Raw genomic sequence first — 14469 nt, 5'->3', positions numbered from 1 at the left:
TTTTGATAAGACGAATACTATTACGCGATAATGTATCTGTAAAATTGATTATTATGATAACTGATATCCATGGGGTGGATATGAAATTTACATTACGTCAGATGGCGGTATTTGTTGCGGTTGCTCGCCAGGAGAGTGTTTCACGCGCGGCGGTCGCCCTTTCGCTATCGCAGTCTGCAGCCAGCACGGCGCTTGGCGAACTGGAAAGGCTCTATGCCACGCAGCTTTTTGACCGCGTCGGCAAAACATTGCGCCTCAATGAACTTGGGCAATCGCTGTTGCCGCAGGCGGTTGAACTGATTGAACGGGCCCAGGCGATCGAGACAGTGCTTGAAGGCCGCGCCGGTTTTGGCAGGTTGCGCATTGGCGCGACGCTGACCATCGGTAACTATCTGGCGACCCTCATCGTTGCCGATTTTCTCAAGCGACATCCCGAGAGTTCAGCCCAGTTGCAGGTGCACAACACGGCGACGATCATCGCTCAGGTAGCTGGCTACGAACTCGATCTGGGGCTGATTGAAGGCAATTGCCGGCATCCCGACCTGGTCGTCGAGACGTGGGTGGAAGATGAGCTGGTGGTGTTTTGTTCGCCGACCCACCCCCTGGCAGACAAGGGTTCGGCGACGCTGGCCGAGCTTTCGGCAGAGCACTGGATTGTGCGCGAGCCAGGTTCAGGGACGCGCGAGACGCTGGACCGGGCATTGCGTCACCATCATTCCGAGTTGAAAGTGCGTCTGGAACTGGAACACACCGAAGCGATCAAGCGGGCAGTGGAATTCGGTCTTGGCATCGGCTGCATTTCAAGGCTCGCGCTGCGCGAGGCATTCCGGCGCGGCAGCTTGGTGGCCATCGACACACCGGAGCTTGATCTGTTGCGACATTTTCATTTTCTCTGGCACAAGCGAAAGTTCCAGACGGCAGGCATGCGTGAATTCATCGGGCTGTGCCGCGCGATGACCGCTGGCGCCAAACGAAGCGACGAGATCGAGTGGCCGTTTATCCCTTGACCGGGTTGTGACCTCAGAGCAGCGCTTCGATATCTTTGGCGATGGCTTCAGGCGCTAGCGCCGGAGCGTAGCGTTTAACGACGTCACCTTCGCGGTTGATCAGGAATTTGGTGAAATTCCACTTGATACCTTTGCTGCCGAGTAGTCCGGGTGCAGATTTTTTCAAGTAGCGGTAAAGCGGGTGGGTGTCAGCGCCATTGACCTCGATTTTGGCGAACATCGGAAAACTGACGCCATAGTTTTTCTGGCAGAAGCTGGCAATTTCAGTGGCCGAACCCGGTTCCTGCGCGCCAAACTGGTTGCACGGGAAGCCAAGAATCACCAAGCCGCGTTCTTGAAAATGCTGGTAGAGCGACTCAAGCCCTTCGTACTGCGGCGTGAAACCGCAGTTGCTGGCGGTGTTGACAATGAGCAGAACCTTGCCGGCGTAATCAGCGATTGACTGCGTATTCCCCTGCAGGCGTTCTGCCGTAAATTTGTACAGATCAGCGTTTGATCCGTTCATGCCATTTTCTCTTTTGTTCGTTGTTGATATCCGCCCAAGCGGTCCGCAGACTAATACCCATGGAGGTTTCAGGGCAAGTCTGCGGGCCAGCCGGGATTACGAATTGATCCTGAATGTCTCCCGCGAGGCCCCCTGACTCTCAAGTGAGGCAAGCCATCCCGGAACTCGGCCACGTCCCGACCAGGCTTCGCCATTTGGGCCGCGAAACTTGGCGGGGACGGCTTGTTTGGCCTTCGCCCCCACTTTTTGCTGCTTGAAACCGCAATCATCGGCGCTCAGTTGAAACTGTTTGATCAGACCTTTGACCGTCTCAATGGCCTTAGACTGCTCTGCTTGACGTGCTGCGTCAATTTGGCGGTCGAGTTCATTGCGTTGGGAAATCAATTCTTCATAGCTTGGCATAACATCTCCTTAGTGATTAAACGAACAGGATAGTTAATATCCTGCCAAACAACAACTAAACACCGTACACCAGCGGGTTCGAAATTATTTCGAGACCGATATTTTCGAGCTTCGCTCGTGCATCGGGAATATCCTGGATATCAATAACAAAAAAAGCGTTGCCGCCATCATCGACGACTCGCCCATAGGCGTTGGTGAAGTTTACGCCGGCTTTGGCAATACACTTGAGTAGTTCGTCCAGACCTCCGGGGGTATCGGCCATTTTAACCACAACAATTTCACGCAGCGCGGCTGACATGCCGCTTTGATTTAAAAGTTCAAGCGCTAATTCCGGATTTGAAACAACAAGATTCAATATGCCCCAGCCATTGGCAGTATGGTTAAGGTGTATGGAACGGATATTGATCTGCGCGTCTTTCAATACTGCTGTCACTTTTTCCAGACGGCCAAGTTTGTTCTCAAGGAAAATTGAAATCTGATAGGTCATATCTTATTTTGGCGATGATCAAAAACCCTCACCGCCTTGCCTTCCGATTTTGGTATTGATCCCGGTTCGACGAGTTTTATGAGCGGACGAACAAGCACTTCGTCCCGAACAAGACGAGTGATATGCCGCTCAAGATTATTGAGAAAAGCCAGATCACCGTTGAACCACTCTTTTTTGACTTCTACCTCGATAATCATTTCGTCCTGATCGTCCATAGTATCAAGAATTATCCGGTAATCGTCGCCAACTTCAGGCAGCTTGAGCAAAATGCCCTCAATCTGCATCGGGAAAACATTACATCCCTTGATGATAAACATGTCATCCGACCGCCCAGCGATGCGGTCCAGCCTGCGGTGGGTGCGCCCGCATTTGCATGCGCCGGGAATGAAGCGCGTCAAGTCACGTGTGCGATAGCGCAGCAAAGGCATAGCTTGACGGTCGAGCGTGGTCATCACCAATTCGCCAATTTCACCCATGGCAACCGGTTGCAGCGTGATTGGATCGATGATTTCGACCACATAAGCGTCCTCCCAGATATGCAAACCATCTTGCTCCGTACATTCGAACGCCACGCCCGGACCATTCATCTCGGAAAGGCCAAACGAGTTATAAGCTTTTACGCCAAACAATTCTTCGATTCGCTGACGGTGTTCTTCCGTGTGTGGTTCGGCACCAATCACCAGGGTATGCAGTCGGGTATCTTTGCGTGGATCGAGCCCTTCGTCTTTGAATACATCAAACAATCGCCCGAGATAACTGGGAATGGCATGGGCTACGCTAGTACCAAAATCGCGCATTAATTTGATCTGGCGCAAGCTGTTTCCCGCACCGGCAGGAATGCTTAAACAGCCCAGCTTTTCGACGCCATACTGGAAACCCAGACCGCCAGTAAATAATCCATAACCGCAGATATTCTGAAATACATCGGTATCACGCACGCCAGCAGAAAAAATGGAACGTGCCATCAAATTTGCCCAGCTCTCCAGATCATGCCGGTTGTGATAAACAACGGTTGGGTTTCCAGTGGTGCCGCTTGAGCTGTGCAGCCGGACAACTTCTCTTTTATCGGCCGAAAGAAATCCCCAGGGAAAGCCATTTCTCAAATCTTCTTTACTGGTAAAGGGAAGTTCCCGAATCTGTTCAATCGACTTCAATCCCGATTTGATAACATTGTTTATTTCCGGGATTTGACCATAACAGGGTGCATTTACAGCTTGACGCAGCGACTTCGTCAAGCGCTCAAGCTGGAGCTTCTCCAGAGCGTTTCTGTCCAGGGTCTCTAATTCTTTTTCCCAATACATAGATTTTTAATTACAAGGGGACGGTCATAATCGGGGATGAAAAGCGCAAGCTCAGGAGTATCCTTCGGCGCTTTATTCGAGTCAATTTTTTATCCCGAATTGCTGATAGGAGAAGTGATCTGCTAACCGCCTATCAAAACTGCCTGTCAGATAACTTTGAAAACCTTCATCACCTCATCCCCAAGATGATTGATGACCTTCACCGCAATTCGCCCTGACGTTGGTTTGTCGAACGGACGAGAGGTATCGCTGTTGAGCGATGCCCATGCCTCTTCATTGATCTCTGCCTTGAGCGTGGTTTTGAGGGCTTTGTAGGGATCGTTGGCGCCGAGAAAATAGGCGTGGCGAACGAAGAAGGCTTCTTCGTTGTAGTCGGTGTCGATGAACCAGCAGGCAATGCCTTCAGCGCCATCGCTGCGGACTTCGCCAGTGTTGGGGTGAAATACGTCGACGCCGTTCACCTTGACGCGAATCTGCCCACCATCGGCTTGCAGGATGTCGATGTCCGGCTCGCCGAAGATGACGAACAGGTTGCCCTTGCCGGTGTTCTTGAGGTCGGCGGCCATGTGCAGATCGGCGTTCATGCGCGCCTTGAGCACGGGGATGCGGCCAAGCTTGTCGAACTCCGACGAGTGAGCATCGTAGTTGAAGGCGCAGGCAATCAGCACATCGAAGCCGGCGTCGCCTGCCTCGCGGGCAGCAGCGACCAGATCAGGGCGGGAAACGGTGCCGAACTCGGGGCCGATGAAAATGGCGGCGCGTTTTTCGCCGCCAGCATCCTCAAAACGACCATCGGCACAGACCAGATCGCCCGGCCAGGGCGTTAGCGACGTGAAAGCAACCTTGTCCTCCTTGTGCGCCTGTTGCACGCCTGCGGTTTTGAGGTTTTCCAGAATCATCTGAACGAAATCGCGTTCCTCACCGTAGCCTGCTTCTGGTTCAGCGGCACGGTCGATCAGCTCGTCGTTTTCATCCACGGCCAAAACGCGGTGCGGCGACAAACTTTCGACGGTGAACGGGCCGGCGACACGGACTTTCTTCTTGTCCTCGTAGGGCTTGTCGTAGAGGTATTCGTGCTCGGCCTTGGCGGCGATGGAGGCGTCGACTTCTTTCTGGCGGGCGATGCGTTGCTGCCACCAGTCGGCGTGCAGCTTCTTCGTCGCTTCAGTCCATTTGCTATCGGCATCACGGGGGATTTCCCATTCCTGCCATTGCTTGCTTGACGCCAGGTTGAGTCGTTCACGCAGTGGCTCCAGCGTTTGCTGGAACTTGTCCCAGATTACGTCGATTTCGGCATTGTTGGCGATGGTTTCCAACATGATGTGCGTCACCCGCTCATAGACAAAGCCTTGGCGAATACTGCCGCGCGTTGGAGCGCTAGACGGGACCGTGCCATTGATTTCCGCTTCTTTGAACTGGCCATCACTGCTATCTGCAAGGAGGAAATAGGGATAGCGAGCACCCATGATGCGAGCACGAGCCAGGGCAAGAGAGACACGGGAAGTGTCGATGGTGATCCAGCGGCGACCCCATTGTTCAGCGACATAGGCGGTGGTGCCGGAACCACAAGTGGGGTCAAGAACGAGGTCACCGGGGTCGCTCGCCATCAAGATGCAGCGCTCTATGACTTTGGTATTGGTTTGTACGACGTAGACCTTGTCATCGGTGAAGTTTCCCGATCCGGTGTCGGTCCAAACATTGCCATGAATGCCAAGCGCAAAGTCTGTGTGATACCGCACATAGCGGATTGAATTTTCGGCGGCATGTATTCGCGAGGCCTTGGCCAAGCGGGTCATGCCTGAGGGGTAGGATGCTTTCCAGTGCGAATTCTTATCCCAACAATCATAGTGCTTCCCGCGAAACTCGAAGGGTTGAGGCTCCTTGGCACGACCTTGCGAAATAATGTTGTCTGGCGCATAGGGCAGCGCCTCCGCCGGAACTGGACTTTCTCCGCGTTTCTCGGCTGCTGAAACACCGCGATAGGTAAAGTCGTCGAGTAGAAGCCAGCGCGCATTGCCCTCGCCCAATTCAAAACTTTTGCGATAGAACGGGGAACGCGATTTACCAGTTGGTTTGTCCTTCGCGAACCACAAGACATAATCAGCGATGTTTCCGATGTAATTTGTCTTAAACCCAGTTGTGGTTTGTATTGAGATGAGGCTGACGAAATTTTTCTCTCCAAATACCTCGTCCATCACAGCCCTGACTCGGTGCACATTCTCATCACCAATCTGAATAAAGATCGAGCCCGTGTCGGCCAGCAAATCCCGCGCCACGGTGAGTCGGTCGCGCAAATAGGTGAGGTAGGAGTGAATGCCATCGCGCCACGTATCCCGAAACGCCTTGACCTGCTCCGGCTCGCGGGTGATGTGGGCGGCGTTGCCGTCCTTCACATCCCGACTGGTGGTTGACCATTGGAAGTTGCTGTTGAATTTGATGCCGTAGGGCGGATCGAAATAGATGCACTGCACCTTGCCGCGCAGTCCTTCGCGCTCTGCAAGCGAAGCCATGACTTGCAGGCTGTCGCCGAGAATCATGCGATTGGCCCAGTGGGCGTCGTGCTGATAGAACTCGGTTTTGGCGTTGTCGTCGGGCAGGCCGTTGAAATCGGCGAAAAGGTCGGTGGTAAATCCTTGCTGATTGCTCGCTTTGCCTGCTGCGGCCTGATCCGTCTGTCGTTTCAGGTCGTCGATCAGCACCTTGGGGTGCACCTTTTCCTGGATATAGAGCGGCGGCGCGTGCACCACCAGATCAGACCAGTCCTGCTCATCCTTGCCGCGCCAGACGAGTTGCGGGTCAAGATCGCGATTGCGGCGCTGGTAAGCGACACGAACCGGGTTTTGCTCTTCCTTCTGCATCACCGATTGATATTCGGCGGTGGGGATGTTCTTGCGCGTGGCGTCGTCGTGCTTGAGGGTTTCGACGGTGAGCGTTTGGTTTGGTTTTTTTGCCATGTCGATCAGGCGTCCAGCGCGTCGGGATTCTTCAAGGATTTCTTTTCTTCGGAAACAAGGCGGCGCTCGACCTTTTTCACGTCCTCGGCAGCGGGCAGACTCTCCGGCCGGATACCCCGTTCGAGCAGGGTTTGGCGGACGGCCTCGTTGTTGGCAATGTGTTCGCTGGAAATGGCGGTTTCGCTGGACAGGCTGTGCTCTCTGGCGTTGAAAATGGTGATTTCCGTGGCGAAATCCTTGGCCTTGAGGATGATGGTGGGGGCAAAGTCGGCGAGCGGCCGGCTATCCGGCACTTTCCATTGGGCTTTCATCGATTGGGTGGTTTTCCCAAACAGCGCCCGATCACCTTTGCTGCGAATGGTCGCAAAATCCTGATTGCCGCCGGTTTGCTCGTAGATGACCTGAGAGAGTTCTTTCTCGGTTTCGGTCAGTTTCTTGCGGGCTGAAACACGTTCGTTTTCCAGCAAGCGTTGCTCGATCAGTTCGGCGCGGCGGGTTTGGATGGCGAAGTAGGTTTGGGCAAAAGCGATTTCCTGTTTCTTTGGATCACCGTTCTGCGCAACGAGGTAACAGGCGTAGCGGGTAAGCATGATGTCGGGAACTTCCTTCTCCGCGCCTTTCGGCATGGCGATCGTTTTGCCGACGTCGGCAAAATGATCGGGAACCGCATGCCCCGAGATTTCACAAGCGGTTTTTGCCTTGTAGACGACATTCAGAAAGTTGTCCCACTTGGTATAGCCGAGAAGATGCTGGATGTCGCGCGCGAGCCAGTATTCGATACCGCCTTCAGTCTGTTGGGCGTGTGCTTCAAAAGTGTTAGTCAGCGAGTGGACAATCTCAGTTTTCATGGGCAATCCTTTCGATCATTTTGTTGAATTCTGCCGCGACCTTTTTCGCGAAGTCGGACTCAATCTGATAGACCTCGGTGAACTCGGCAAACGCCCAGCGGCCATATTGTTTGAGGTTGTTCACGCCCGGCACCCAGTAGGTGTCCATGGTGGTCTTTTTCTCTTTGGCGTCTTCGCGCCGATAGCCCTTGATTTCGACGATCAGGTGTAAGGGGTCTTCGTCGCCGCCTTTATCATCGACCAGCACAACGAAGTCGGGGCGGTAGTGGCGTGTTTCCGAGCCATACCGGTACGGTACTTCCAGTCCGAGGTTGTGGTTTTTGACATACGCCTTGACGCGTGGATGCGATTCGGCGACACGGCAAAATTCACCTTCCCAGTCGCTGTCAAGGATGACCCAGTTGAGGTGACACTTGGGCGGCGGCCCGTTCGTCTCCCAACGATCCATCTTGGAGGTGTTGAAACTGACGTGCGCTGTTGTACCCGTTGGGTTATACGGATCAAGCACGGCCTTGATGGGGCGCTCGTCGGCCAGTGCCCGCGTGATGCCGGCGGTAATGCGTTCGCAGGCCATGTCCGCCAGTTCCTGATACATGAGCTGCGCCGGATAGGTGCCGCCTTTACACACCAAACAGGTGTCGAGCCATTGTTTGGTGATGCGTTTGAGCTGCCCGAACAGGTAAAGCTTGGCTTCTTCGCCGGGGTCACGCCATTTGGTGTAGAGCAGCCGCTGGGTGATGTGAAACAGCAGCGTGGAATGGCGCATGTCGCCCAAGTGGGTCAGGCTGAGATTGACGGACTCGCCGATGATGCCGGAATTCTGGGTAATGGACGGCCCGACCAGGTCGGGCGTGAGCTCCAGCACCGAGTCGATGTTGAATTCGGCAGTCAGCCGTTCTTCGGGTAGTTCAACACGGTAGCCTTGCACACGCGGAAACTGAATTTCCAGCACGTCGCGGTCTGGCCGTATGGCCTTGACCTGAATCGTTTCGCGTGGCGGCTGCGGCGGAGCAACGACTGGTTTGGCGGTGAAGTCGAAAGGAATGCCGAGGACATCGGCGTATTCGACGTTGAACAGACCTTCCTCATTCAGTTCGTAGGACTGGCGGCGGAGCGCGCGGCCAATGACCTGCTCACACAGCAACTGGGTGCCGAAGGCGCGCACGCCCAGCACATGGGTCACGGTGTTGGCGTCCCATCCTTCGGTGAGCATCGAAACCGACACCACACAACGGATGGAGTCGCCCAGCCGGCCTGGTTTGCCGACGGTATTCATGACTTCTCGCAGCAGTGACGCGTCGTCCAGTTCCTTGCCAGCCCGCAGTTCATCGGCAAGCCTGCCGCCGCGTTCAAAGATTTCACTGCGGAACTGCGCGATCTCGGGACCGGCCATGCTGCGGAAACTATCGTCCAAGGCATCACCGGATTCCAGTTGCTCGCTGTCGATCAGCAGGGTGCGTGGTCGACCAAGCAGGTTGCCATGTTCATCGAAGTTGCGGAACAGCGCCAAGCGCCCGTTCTCCAGCGTCGATGAGCCGTCATCGTTCTGCCGCTGAAAACCGGAGATGAAGTCATAAACCAGCTTGGAGGTCGAGGTGTTGTTGCAGACGACGATAAAGCATGGCGGCACCTTGATGCCGCTTTGCTCCCAGAGTTTGTAGGTCTTCTCGTAGTGGCCGTAGAGGGCTTCCAGCGCGGTCTGGAGTTCTACGGGGATGCTCAGCGGATCAAGCGTCTTGGCCTGACCACGGCCTTTTTTCGGCATGCGTTTGCCGATGTGCTCCCACAGGTTGCGGAACTTGGGCATTTCCCCGCCCGGAATGTTGTCGGCCACCGGCACGCGCGGCAGCTTGACGATTCCACATTCGATGGCATCCATCAGCGAAAAGTCGCTCATGGTCCAGGGGAACAAGGTGCCCTCGGCGTAACCGGAACCGCTCAAGAAAAATGGCGTTGCAGACAGGTCAAGTACCCGCGCCACGCCGAGCTTGCGGTTGACGGCCTCGATGCCGGATATCCACAAGCGGGCCGCCTCGCTGTTTTGTTCTGCCTCTTTTTTCTCGTCACCTTTCAGATCGGAAACATCATCCGCGTCGTCGTGATTTTTCTTCTCACGGTAGCAATGGTGCGCTTCGTCGTTGATGACGAGGATGTTCTTCATGCCCATGAGGTCAGGCATGACGCGCTGAATCATCTGCCCTTCGGTTTCAAGGGTGTTCAGTTCCTCACCGCCACGCCCCTGAAGAAGGAGGCGACCACCCTTGGAAATCTCGATGCGCTCACGCAGCTTGAAGGCGTGGTAGTTGGTATTGACGATCTTGACGCGCTCAAGATCATTCATCATGTCGCCGGGAACCAACTCACGGCTGGCGTAGTAACTGTCCGGGTCGTTTGGCTGTAGAACGCGCAGGCGATCCTTGATCGTCAGGCCCGGCGAGACGATGAGAAAGCCCCGCGTGAACTTTTTGCTGTTGGGCCGACGCGCCGCGTTGATGGTTTGCCACGCAATGAGCATGGCCATAACGGTTGTCTTGCCGGCTCCAGTTGCAAGCTTTAGCGCCAGCCGCATGATCTCGGGGTTGGCGTCGGCCAGATGCTCCAGAAACCGTTCACCGGTTTTGCCAACCTGGGGAGCCACCTCCGTTAGCCAGATAGCCGTCTCAACGGCTTCTACCTGGCAGAAAAAAGGACGGATGCTGCCGAACTTGTGGTGCCGCCAATGCTGGAGAAGGCGAGCCGTTTCGGGGGTGACACGCCAATCGCTGGCGCTGGGCAGGCTGCGCCACTTATCTACTTCCTGCCGAACGCCATTGATGATTGCCGTATGGGCATACTGCTGGGATTGGGTGGAAAGGCCTTCGTCAAATAGCAGCGAGTCCTGCTTTTGAGCTGACTTCTGTTTTTTTGCCTTCGGGATCGGTGTGATGAACTCCGCTCGGCGACGGCTCTCCGCGACTTTCTGGGTCGGCTGCCCCGTGTCATCGAGTTCCCAGTGGCGCGAGGGATAGTCGTAGGGCGAGTTGAGGATCGGCTTCTCGAAAAACTGCTTACTCATTGGCGTTTTTTCTGAGGCAGATCAGGATCTCTGCCCTCGATATTTGATTTCCGGAATGCCGTTATCGTAACAGCATAAGCACCCGCGTTGACTCGAAATCTGGCGACTGCGCCGGCAAAGGCGGAAACAGTCGCCTGCCTCGCCGGGCAGTTAGTGAAGAACTGCACGCGGTGGAGTGTTTGGCAGATTGAGGTTGATCACGAGCACGCGGCTTCCCAGCATGACGATGCTTCCTGCGCTGCGATCGTTGCCCGTATCGCTGTACTCAAAATCATAGATGCGACGGACACGCAAGACCCCCTCGCCATCCCGCATCAGGCTGATGCGCTGGATGGCAACGGTATCATCGAGCAACAGCAGGCCCTCGGAGTTGCAGGCCGCTTTGGTCGCCGACACCGCTATTTCGCGAGCTGTGAGGCTGTCATGCCAGAGCCAGCCGCCAGCGGCCAGCAGTAAAAGCCCGAGAAGATCGAGTAGGTCCATGGCGACAGCCTCAGCGAAATTGCGTCTGGTGCAAGGCCCGGTCCGCGCGTTTTAGCCGTCCCGGTCCTCGCCGAGCGGGCGATGGTTGGACAATCGGCGGGCCGCCACGAAGCAGCCCAGGGCGATTCCAGTGGCGAGCACGGCCAGGGTGTAGGCCAGCCGTTTTCCCATCCATAAACCGGAAAACCAGCGGTTGAAGTCATCCGCCATAACCGCCGCCTTGCCGCCAAAGCGCTCCAGGTCATGGCGATAGCTCTTGGATTCATACGCCATGATGGCGTAGGCTTCGCCATTGACTATTTCATAAGCGATGGCATTGCTGTTGTCATCAGACGCTGTCACATAGATCGCCACAGCGCCCAACAATCCGGCAAACAGGATGCAGGCGCCGAGCAGATAAAGGCGAATCTGGCGTGTCGAGTTCTTGTTGCACATCGTGTGTCTGATCAGCGAAATCTGGTGAAAAGTTCAAGAGTGGATTGTCGATGTTTGTTCATATTCACTCATCGGCACGCAGGCGCAGAAGAGGTTACGGTCACCATAAACGTCGTCGATGCGGTTGACGCTCGGCCAGAACTTATTGGCGGCAACCCAGGGCAACGGGAAAACGGCTTCTTCGCGACTGTACGGACGGTTCCAGTTGGCATCGACGACGTCGGCCTGGGTATGCGGAGCATTCTTCAGTGGATTATTGTCCGCCGGCCACGCGCCCTGTTCGATCTTGCCGATTTCCTCGCGGATGGCCGTCATCGCCGCGATGAAGCGGTCAAGTTCGGCTTTTGATTCCGATTCGGTCGGTTCAACCATGATCGTTCCGGCCACCGGGAAACTTACCGTTGGTGCGTGGAAACCGTAATCCATCAGGCGCTTGGCGATGTCGATCTCGGCAATGCCAGTGCTAGCCTTGATGGGGCGGATATCGAGAATGCATTCGTGAGCGACGCGGCCGTTCTTGCCGGTGTACAGCACCGGGTAGAGCGCGTTAAGACGGCTGGCGACGTAGTTGGCGTTGAGGATTGCCACTTCGGTGGCGCGCATGAGGCCCTTGCCGCCCAGCATGGCGATGTACATCCACGAGATCGGCAGGATAGACGCCGAGCCCCAGGGTGCGGCGGAAACAGCACCGTGTCCGCGCTGTGTACGCGCCGCGCTGTCGGTTGGCTGCACAGCATGGTCGGGCATAAACGGCGCCAGATGTGCCTTCAGTCCGATCGGACCCATGCCCGGACCGCCGCCACCGTGCGGAATGGCGAAGGTCTTGTGCAGGTTCATGTGGCTGACGTCGGCGCCGATGGCGCCGGGTGAGGTGAGGCCGACCTGGGCGTTGAGGTTGGCGCCGTCCATATAGACCTGGCCGCCATGGGCGTGGATGATCGCGCAGATGTCCTTGATCGACTCCTCGAAGACACCGTGTGTCGACGGGTAGGTGACCATCAGACAGGCCAGTTTGGCAGCGTGCTGTGCGGCCTTGGCCGTGAGATCAGCAAGGTCGATGTTGCCGTTGTCGTCGCAATCGACAACAACGATCTGCAGGCCGCACATCTGCGCTGTTGCCGGGTTGGTGCCATGCGCCGACTTCGGAATCAGGCAGATGTTGCGCTGACTATCCCCACGGCTGGCGTGATAGCGGGTGATGGCTACGATTCCGGCATATTCGCCTTGCGCTCCGGAGTTTGGTTGCATACAGATCGCATCGAAGCCGGTGATGAGCTTGAGCCAGCTTTCCAGCTCACTGATCATTTCCATGTAGCCCTGTGCCTGATCAAGCGGAGCGAAGGGATGAATGTCGCCAAATTCTGGCCAGGTGACCGGAATCATTTCACTGGTGGCGTTCAGCTTCATGGTGCACGAGCCAAGCGAGATCATCGCATGGTCAAGCGCCAGATCTCTGTTCTGCAGGCGCTTGAGGTAGCGCAGCATCTCGTGTTCGGTGTGGTAGCTGTTGAAGACCGGATGCGTGAGAACGGCGTCGGTACGCCGCAGCGCCTCCGGCAAGGCGGTATCGAGTTGCTGGATTTGTGCATCGAAGGCTTCGATATCCATCGTGATGCCGGCAATCAGTTTGATCAGCATGACGACATCGTCGCGCGTTGATTTTTCATTGAAGGCGATGCCGAGGATGCCGCTGCCGACCTGGCGCAGGTTATAGCCGGCGCCGAGTGCCGCCTGGTAGACGGTGAGTGCGCGAGTGCCAAGGTTGATGTGCAGGGTGTCGAAGAAGTTCCTGGTCAATAGCTCGATGCCAGCGCGCTTGAGTCCCTCGGCGAGGATAGCGGTCAGCCGGTGGATGCGTTCGGCAATGGCGCGTAGCCCCTGCGGCCCATGATAAACCACGTACATGCCGGCCATGTTGGCGAGCAGCACTTGCGAGGTACAGATGTTGGAGTTGGCCTTTTCGCGGCGGATGTGCTGCTCACGTGTCTGCAGCGCCATGCGCAGCGCCTTGTTGCCGCGGGTATCGACGGACACGCCGATGATGCGTCCGGCAACCGAGCGCTTGTACTCGTCACGGGTTGCGAAAAAGGCCGCATGCGGACCGCCGAAACCCATCGGCACGCCGAAACGCTGTGACGAACCGAGCGCAATGTCGGCGCCCATGGCGCCCGGCGATTTGAGCAGCACCAGCGCCATCAAGTCGGTGGCCACCGCCACGACGCCGCCGCGCAACTTGACCGCGGCAATCGGGTCGGTCAAGTCGTTGATCTCGCCGGCGTCGTTCGGATACTGGAAGATGGCGCCAAAAACTTCCTGCAGTGCGGCTTCTTCCGGCGTGCCGAAAATCAGTTCGAAGCCGAAGAAGCCCGCACGTGTCCTGATTACGTCGATGGTCTGCGGGAAGCAGCCGGCATCGACGAAGAAAAGATTGGACTTTGACTTGCTCACCCGCCGCGCCATGGTCATCGCCTCGGCCGCCGCCGTCGCTTCGTCGAGTAGCGAGGCGTTGGCGAGTTCAAGGCCGGTCAGGTCGATCACCATTTGCTGGTAATTGAGCAGGGCTTCAAGTCGGCCTTGTGCAATTTCGGCTTGATAGGGCGTGTAGGCGGTGTACCAGCCCGGATTCTCGAGTACGTTGCGCAGGATGACCTTGGGCGTTTGCGTGTCGGAATAGCCCATGCCGATCATCGACTTGTTGATCCTGTTTTTGCCGGCAATCACCTTGAGTGCCGCCAGCGCTTCGGCTTCCGGTCGGGAATCGGCGAGCGGCAGCGGGGCGGGCAGGCGGATCGCCGCCGGCACTGTCTGCTCGATCAGGGCATCCAGGCTGGATGCGCCAATGACCGACAACATGGCGCTGATGTCGGCGTGCGAGGGGCCGATGTGGCGGGAGATGAACTCGTCGCGTTGTTCGAGTGCGCTCAGGGAGAAGGTCTGTGGCATGGCGTTTCCGGGGTCAAGGTGATTTGTTTGTCGGGTCACGCGCAAACCG

Annotated in this window: 11 protein-coding genes; 1 reads left to right on the top strand and 10 read right to left on the bottom strand. The window is 56.3% G+C overall.

Going from position 1 to position 14469, the window contains the following annotated elements; all coding sequences use genetic code 11:
• Nucleotides 1–80: 80 nt before the first annotated feature.
• Complete coding sequence (locus Q1J43_RS04265) at nt 81–1007, top strand: LysR family transcriptional regulator (protein WP_301101139.1); 927 nt, start codon at nt 81–83, stop codon at nt 1005–1007.
• 13 nt (nt 1008–1020) lie between these two features.
• Here Q1J43_RS04265 and Q1J43_RS04260 read toward each other — a convergent pair whose 3' ends face one another.
• The 10 genes from Q1J43_RS04260 to gcvP form a co-directional block, all read right to left on the bottom strand.
• A complete protein-coding gene (locus Q1J43_RS04260) occupies nt 1021–1512 on the bottom strand; it encodes a glutathione peroxidase (protein WP_301101137.1) in 492 nt (163 codons plus the stop codon).
• Between the two features lie 96 nt (nt 1513–1608).
• Complete coding sequence (locus Q1J43_RS04255; protein WP_301101136.1) at nt 1609–1914, bottom strand: H-NS histone family protein; 306 nt, start codon at nt 1912–1914, stop codon at nt 1609–1611.
• Nucleotides 1915–1969: 55 nt separating this feature from the next.
• Nucleotides 1970–2401, bottom strand: coding sequence for an ACT domain-containing protein (locus tag Q1J43_RS04250; protein WP_301101134.1), 432 nt, complete (start codon nt 2399–2401; stop codon nt 1970–1972).
• Nucleotides 2398–3702: a phenylacetate--CoA ligase gene (locus tag Q1J43_RS04245; protein WP_301101133.1), complete on the bottom strand. Its 1305-nt coding sequence runs from the start codon at nt 3700–3702 to the stop codon at nt 2398–2400. The genes Q1J43_RS04250 and Q1J43_RS04245 overlap by 4 nt, the downstream gene beginning before the upstream one ends.
• Nucleotides 3703–3848: 146 nt before the next feature.
• Nucleotides 3849–6656, bottom strand: a complete 2808-nt coding sequence (locus Q1J43_RS04240) for a site-specific DNA-methyltransferase (RefSeq protein WP_301101132.1) — start codon at nt 6654–6656, stop codon at nt 3849–3851.
• 5 nt (nt 6657–6661) lie between these two features.
• The gene (dinD, locus tag Q1J43_RS04235; protein ID WP_301101131.1) at nt 6662–7504 is read right to left on the bottom strand and encodes a DNA damage-inducible protein D; all 843 of its coding nucleotides are present in this window, start codon (nt 7502–7504) and stop codon (nt 6662–6664) included.
• Nucleotides 7494–10559 carry a BPTD_3080 family restriction endonuclease gene (locus Q1J43_RS04230; RefSeq protein ID WP_301101130.1) on the bottom strand — a complete coding sequence of 1022 codons (3066 nt, stop codon included), beginning with the start codon at nt 10557–10559 and terminating at the stop codon, nt 7494–7496. Before Q1J43_RS04230 ends, dinD begins: the two co-directional genes overlap by 11 nt.
• Nucleotides 10560–10709: 150 nt before the next feature.
• Nucleotides 10710–11042, bottom strand: coding sequence for a DUF3301 domain-containing protein (locus Q1J43_RS04225; RefSeq protein ID WP_301101128.1), 333 nt, complete (start codon nt 11040–11042; stop codon nt 10710–10712).
• Between the two features lie 51 nt (nt 11043–11093).
• Complete coding sequence (locus tag Q1J43_RS04220) at nt 11094–11477, bottom strand: hypothetical protein (protein ID WP_301101126.1); 384 nt, start codon at nt 11475–11477, stop codon at nt 11094–11096.
• A 33-nt stretch (nt 11478–11510) separates the two neighbouring features.
• Nucleotides 11511–14420: an aminomethyl-transferring glycine dehydrogenase gene (gene gcvP, locus Q1J43_RS04215; protein ID WP_301101124.1), complete on the bottom strand. Its 2910-nt coding sequence runs from the start codon at nt 14418–14420 to the stop codon at nt 11511–11513.
• Nucleotides 14421–14469: the final 49 nt, after the last annotated feature.

The sequence above is a fragment of the Propionivibrio sp. genome, assembly GCF_029255185.1.
Taxonomy (GTDB): domain Bacteria; phylum Pseudomonadota; class Gammaproteobacteria; order Burkholderiales; family Rhodocyclaceae; genus Propionivibrio.
The sequence above is the reverse complement of the archived record's forward strand: the minus strand, read 5'-3'. Positions and strand labels throughout refer to the sequence as shown.

Excerpts from the sequence above, each read along its gene's own strand:
- Q1J43_RS04260 (WP_301101137.1), bottom strand. The coding sequence starts at position 1,512 with ATGAACGGATCAAACGCTGATCTGTACAAATTTACGGCAGAACGCCTG.
- gcvP (WP_301101124.1), bottom strand. The coding sequence starts at position 14,420 with ATGCCACAGACCTTCTCCCTGAGCGCACTCGAACAACGCGACGAGTTC.
- Q1J43_RS04220 (WP_301101126.1), bottom strand. The coding sequence starts at position 11,477 with ATGTGCAACAAGAACTCGACACGCCAGATTCGCCTTTATCTGCTCGGC.
- Q1J43_RS04240 (WP_301101132.1), bottom strand. The coding sequence starts at position 6,656 with ATGGCAAAAAAACCAAACCAAACGCTCACCGTCGAAACCCTCAAGCAC.
- Q1J43_RS04265 (WP_301101139.1), top strand. The coding sequence starts at position 81 with ATGAAATTTACATTACGTCAGATGGCGGTATTTGTTGCGGTTGCTCGC.
- Q1J43_RS04255 (WP_301101136.1), bottom strand. The coding sequence starts at position 1,914 with ATGCCAAGCTATGAAGAATTGATTTCCCAACGCAATGAACTCGACCGC.
- dinD (WP_301101131.1), bottom strand. The coding sequence starts at position 7,504 with ATGAAAACTGAGATTGTCCACTCGCTGACTAACACTTTTGAAGCACAC.
- Q1J43_RS04250 (WP_301101134.1), bottom strand. The coding sequence starts at position 2,401 with ATGACCTATCAGATTTCAATTTTCCTTGAGAACAAACTTGGCCGTCTG.
- Q1J43_RS04245 (WP_301101133.1), bottom strand. The coding sequence starts at position 3,702 with ATGTATTGGGAAAAAGAATTAGAGACCCTGGACAGAAACGCTCTGGAG.
- Q1J43_RS04230 (WP_301101130.1), bottom strand. The coding sequence starts at position 10,559 with ATGAGTAAGCAGTTTTTCGAGAAGCCGATCCTCAACTCGCCCTACGAC.
- Q1J43_RS04225 (WP_301101128.1), bottom strand. The coding sequence starts at position 11,042 with ATGGACCTACTCGATCTTCTCGGGCTTTTACTGCTGGCCGCTGGCGGC.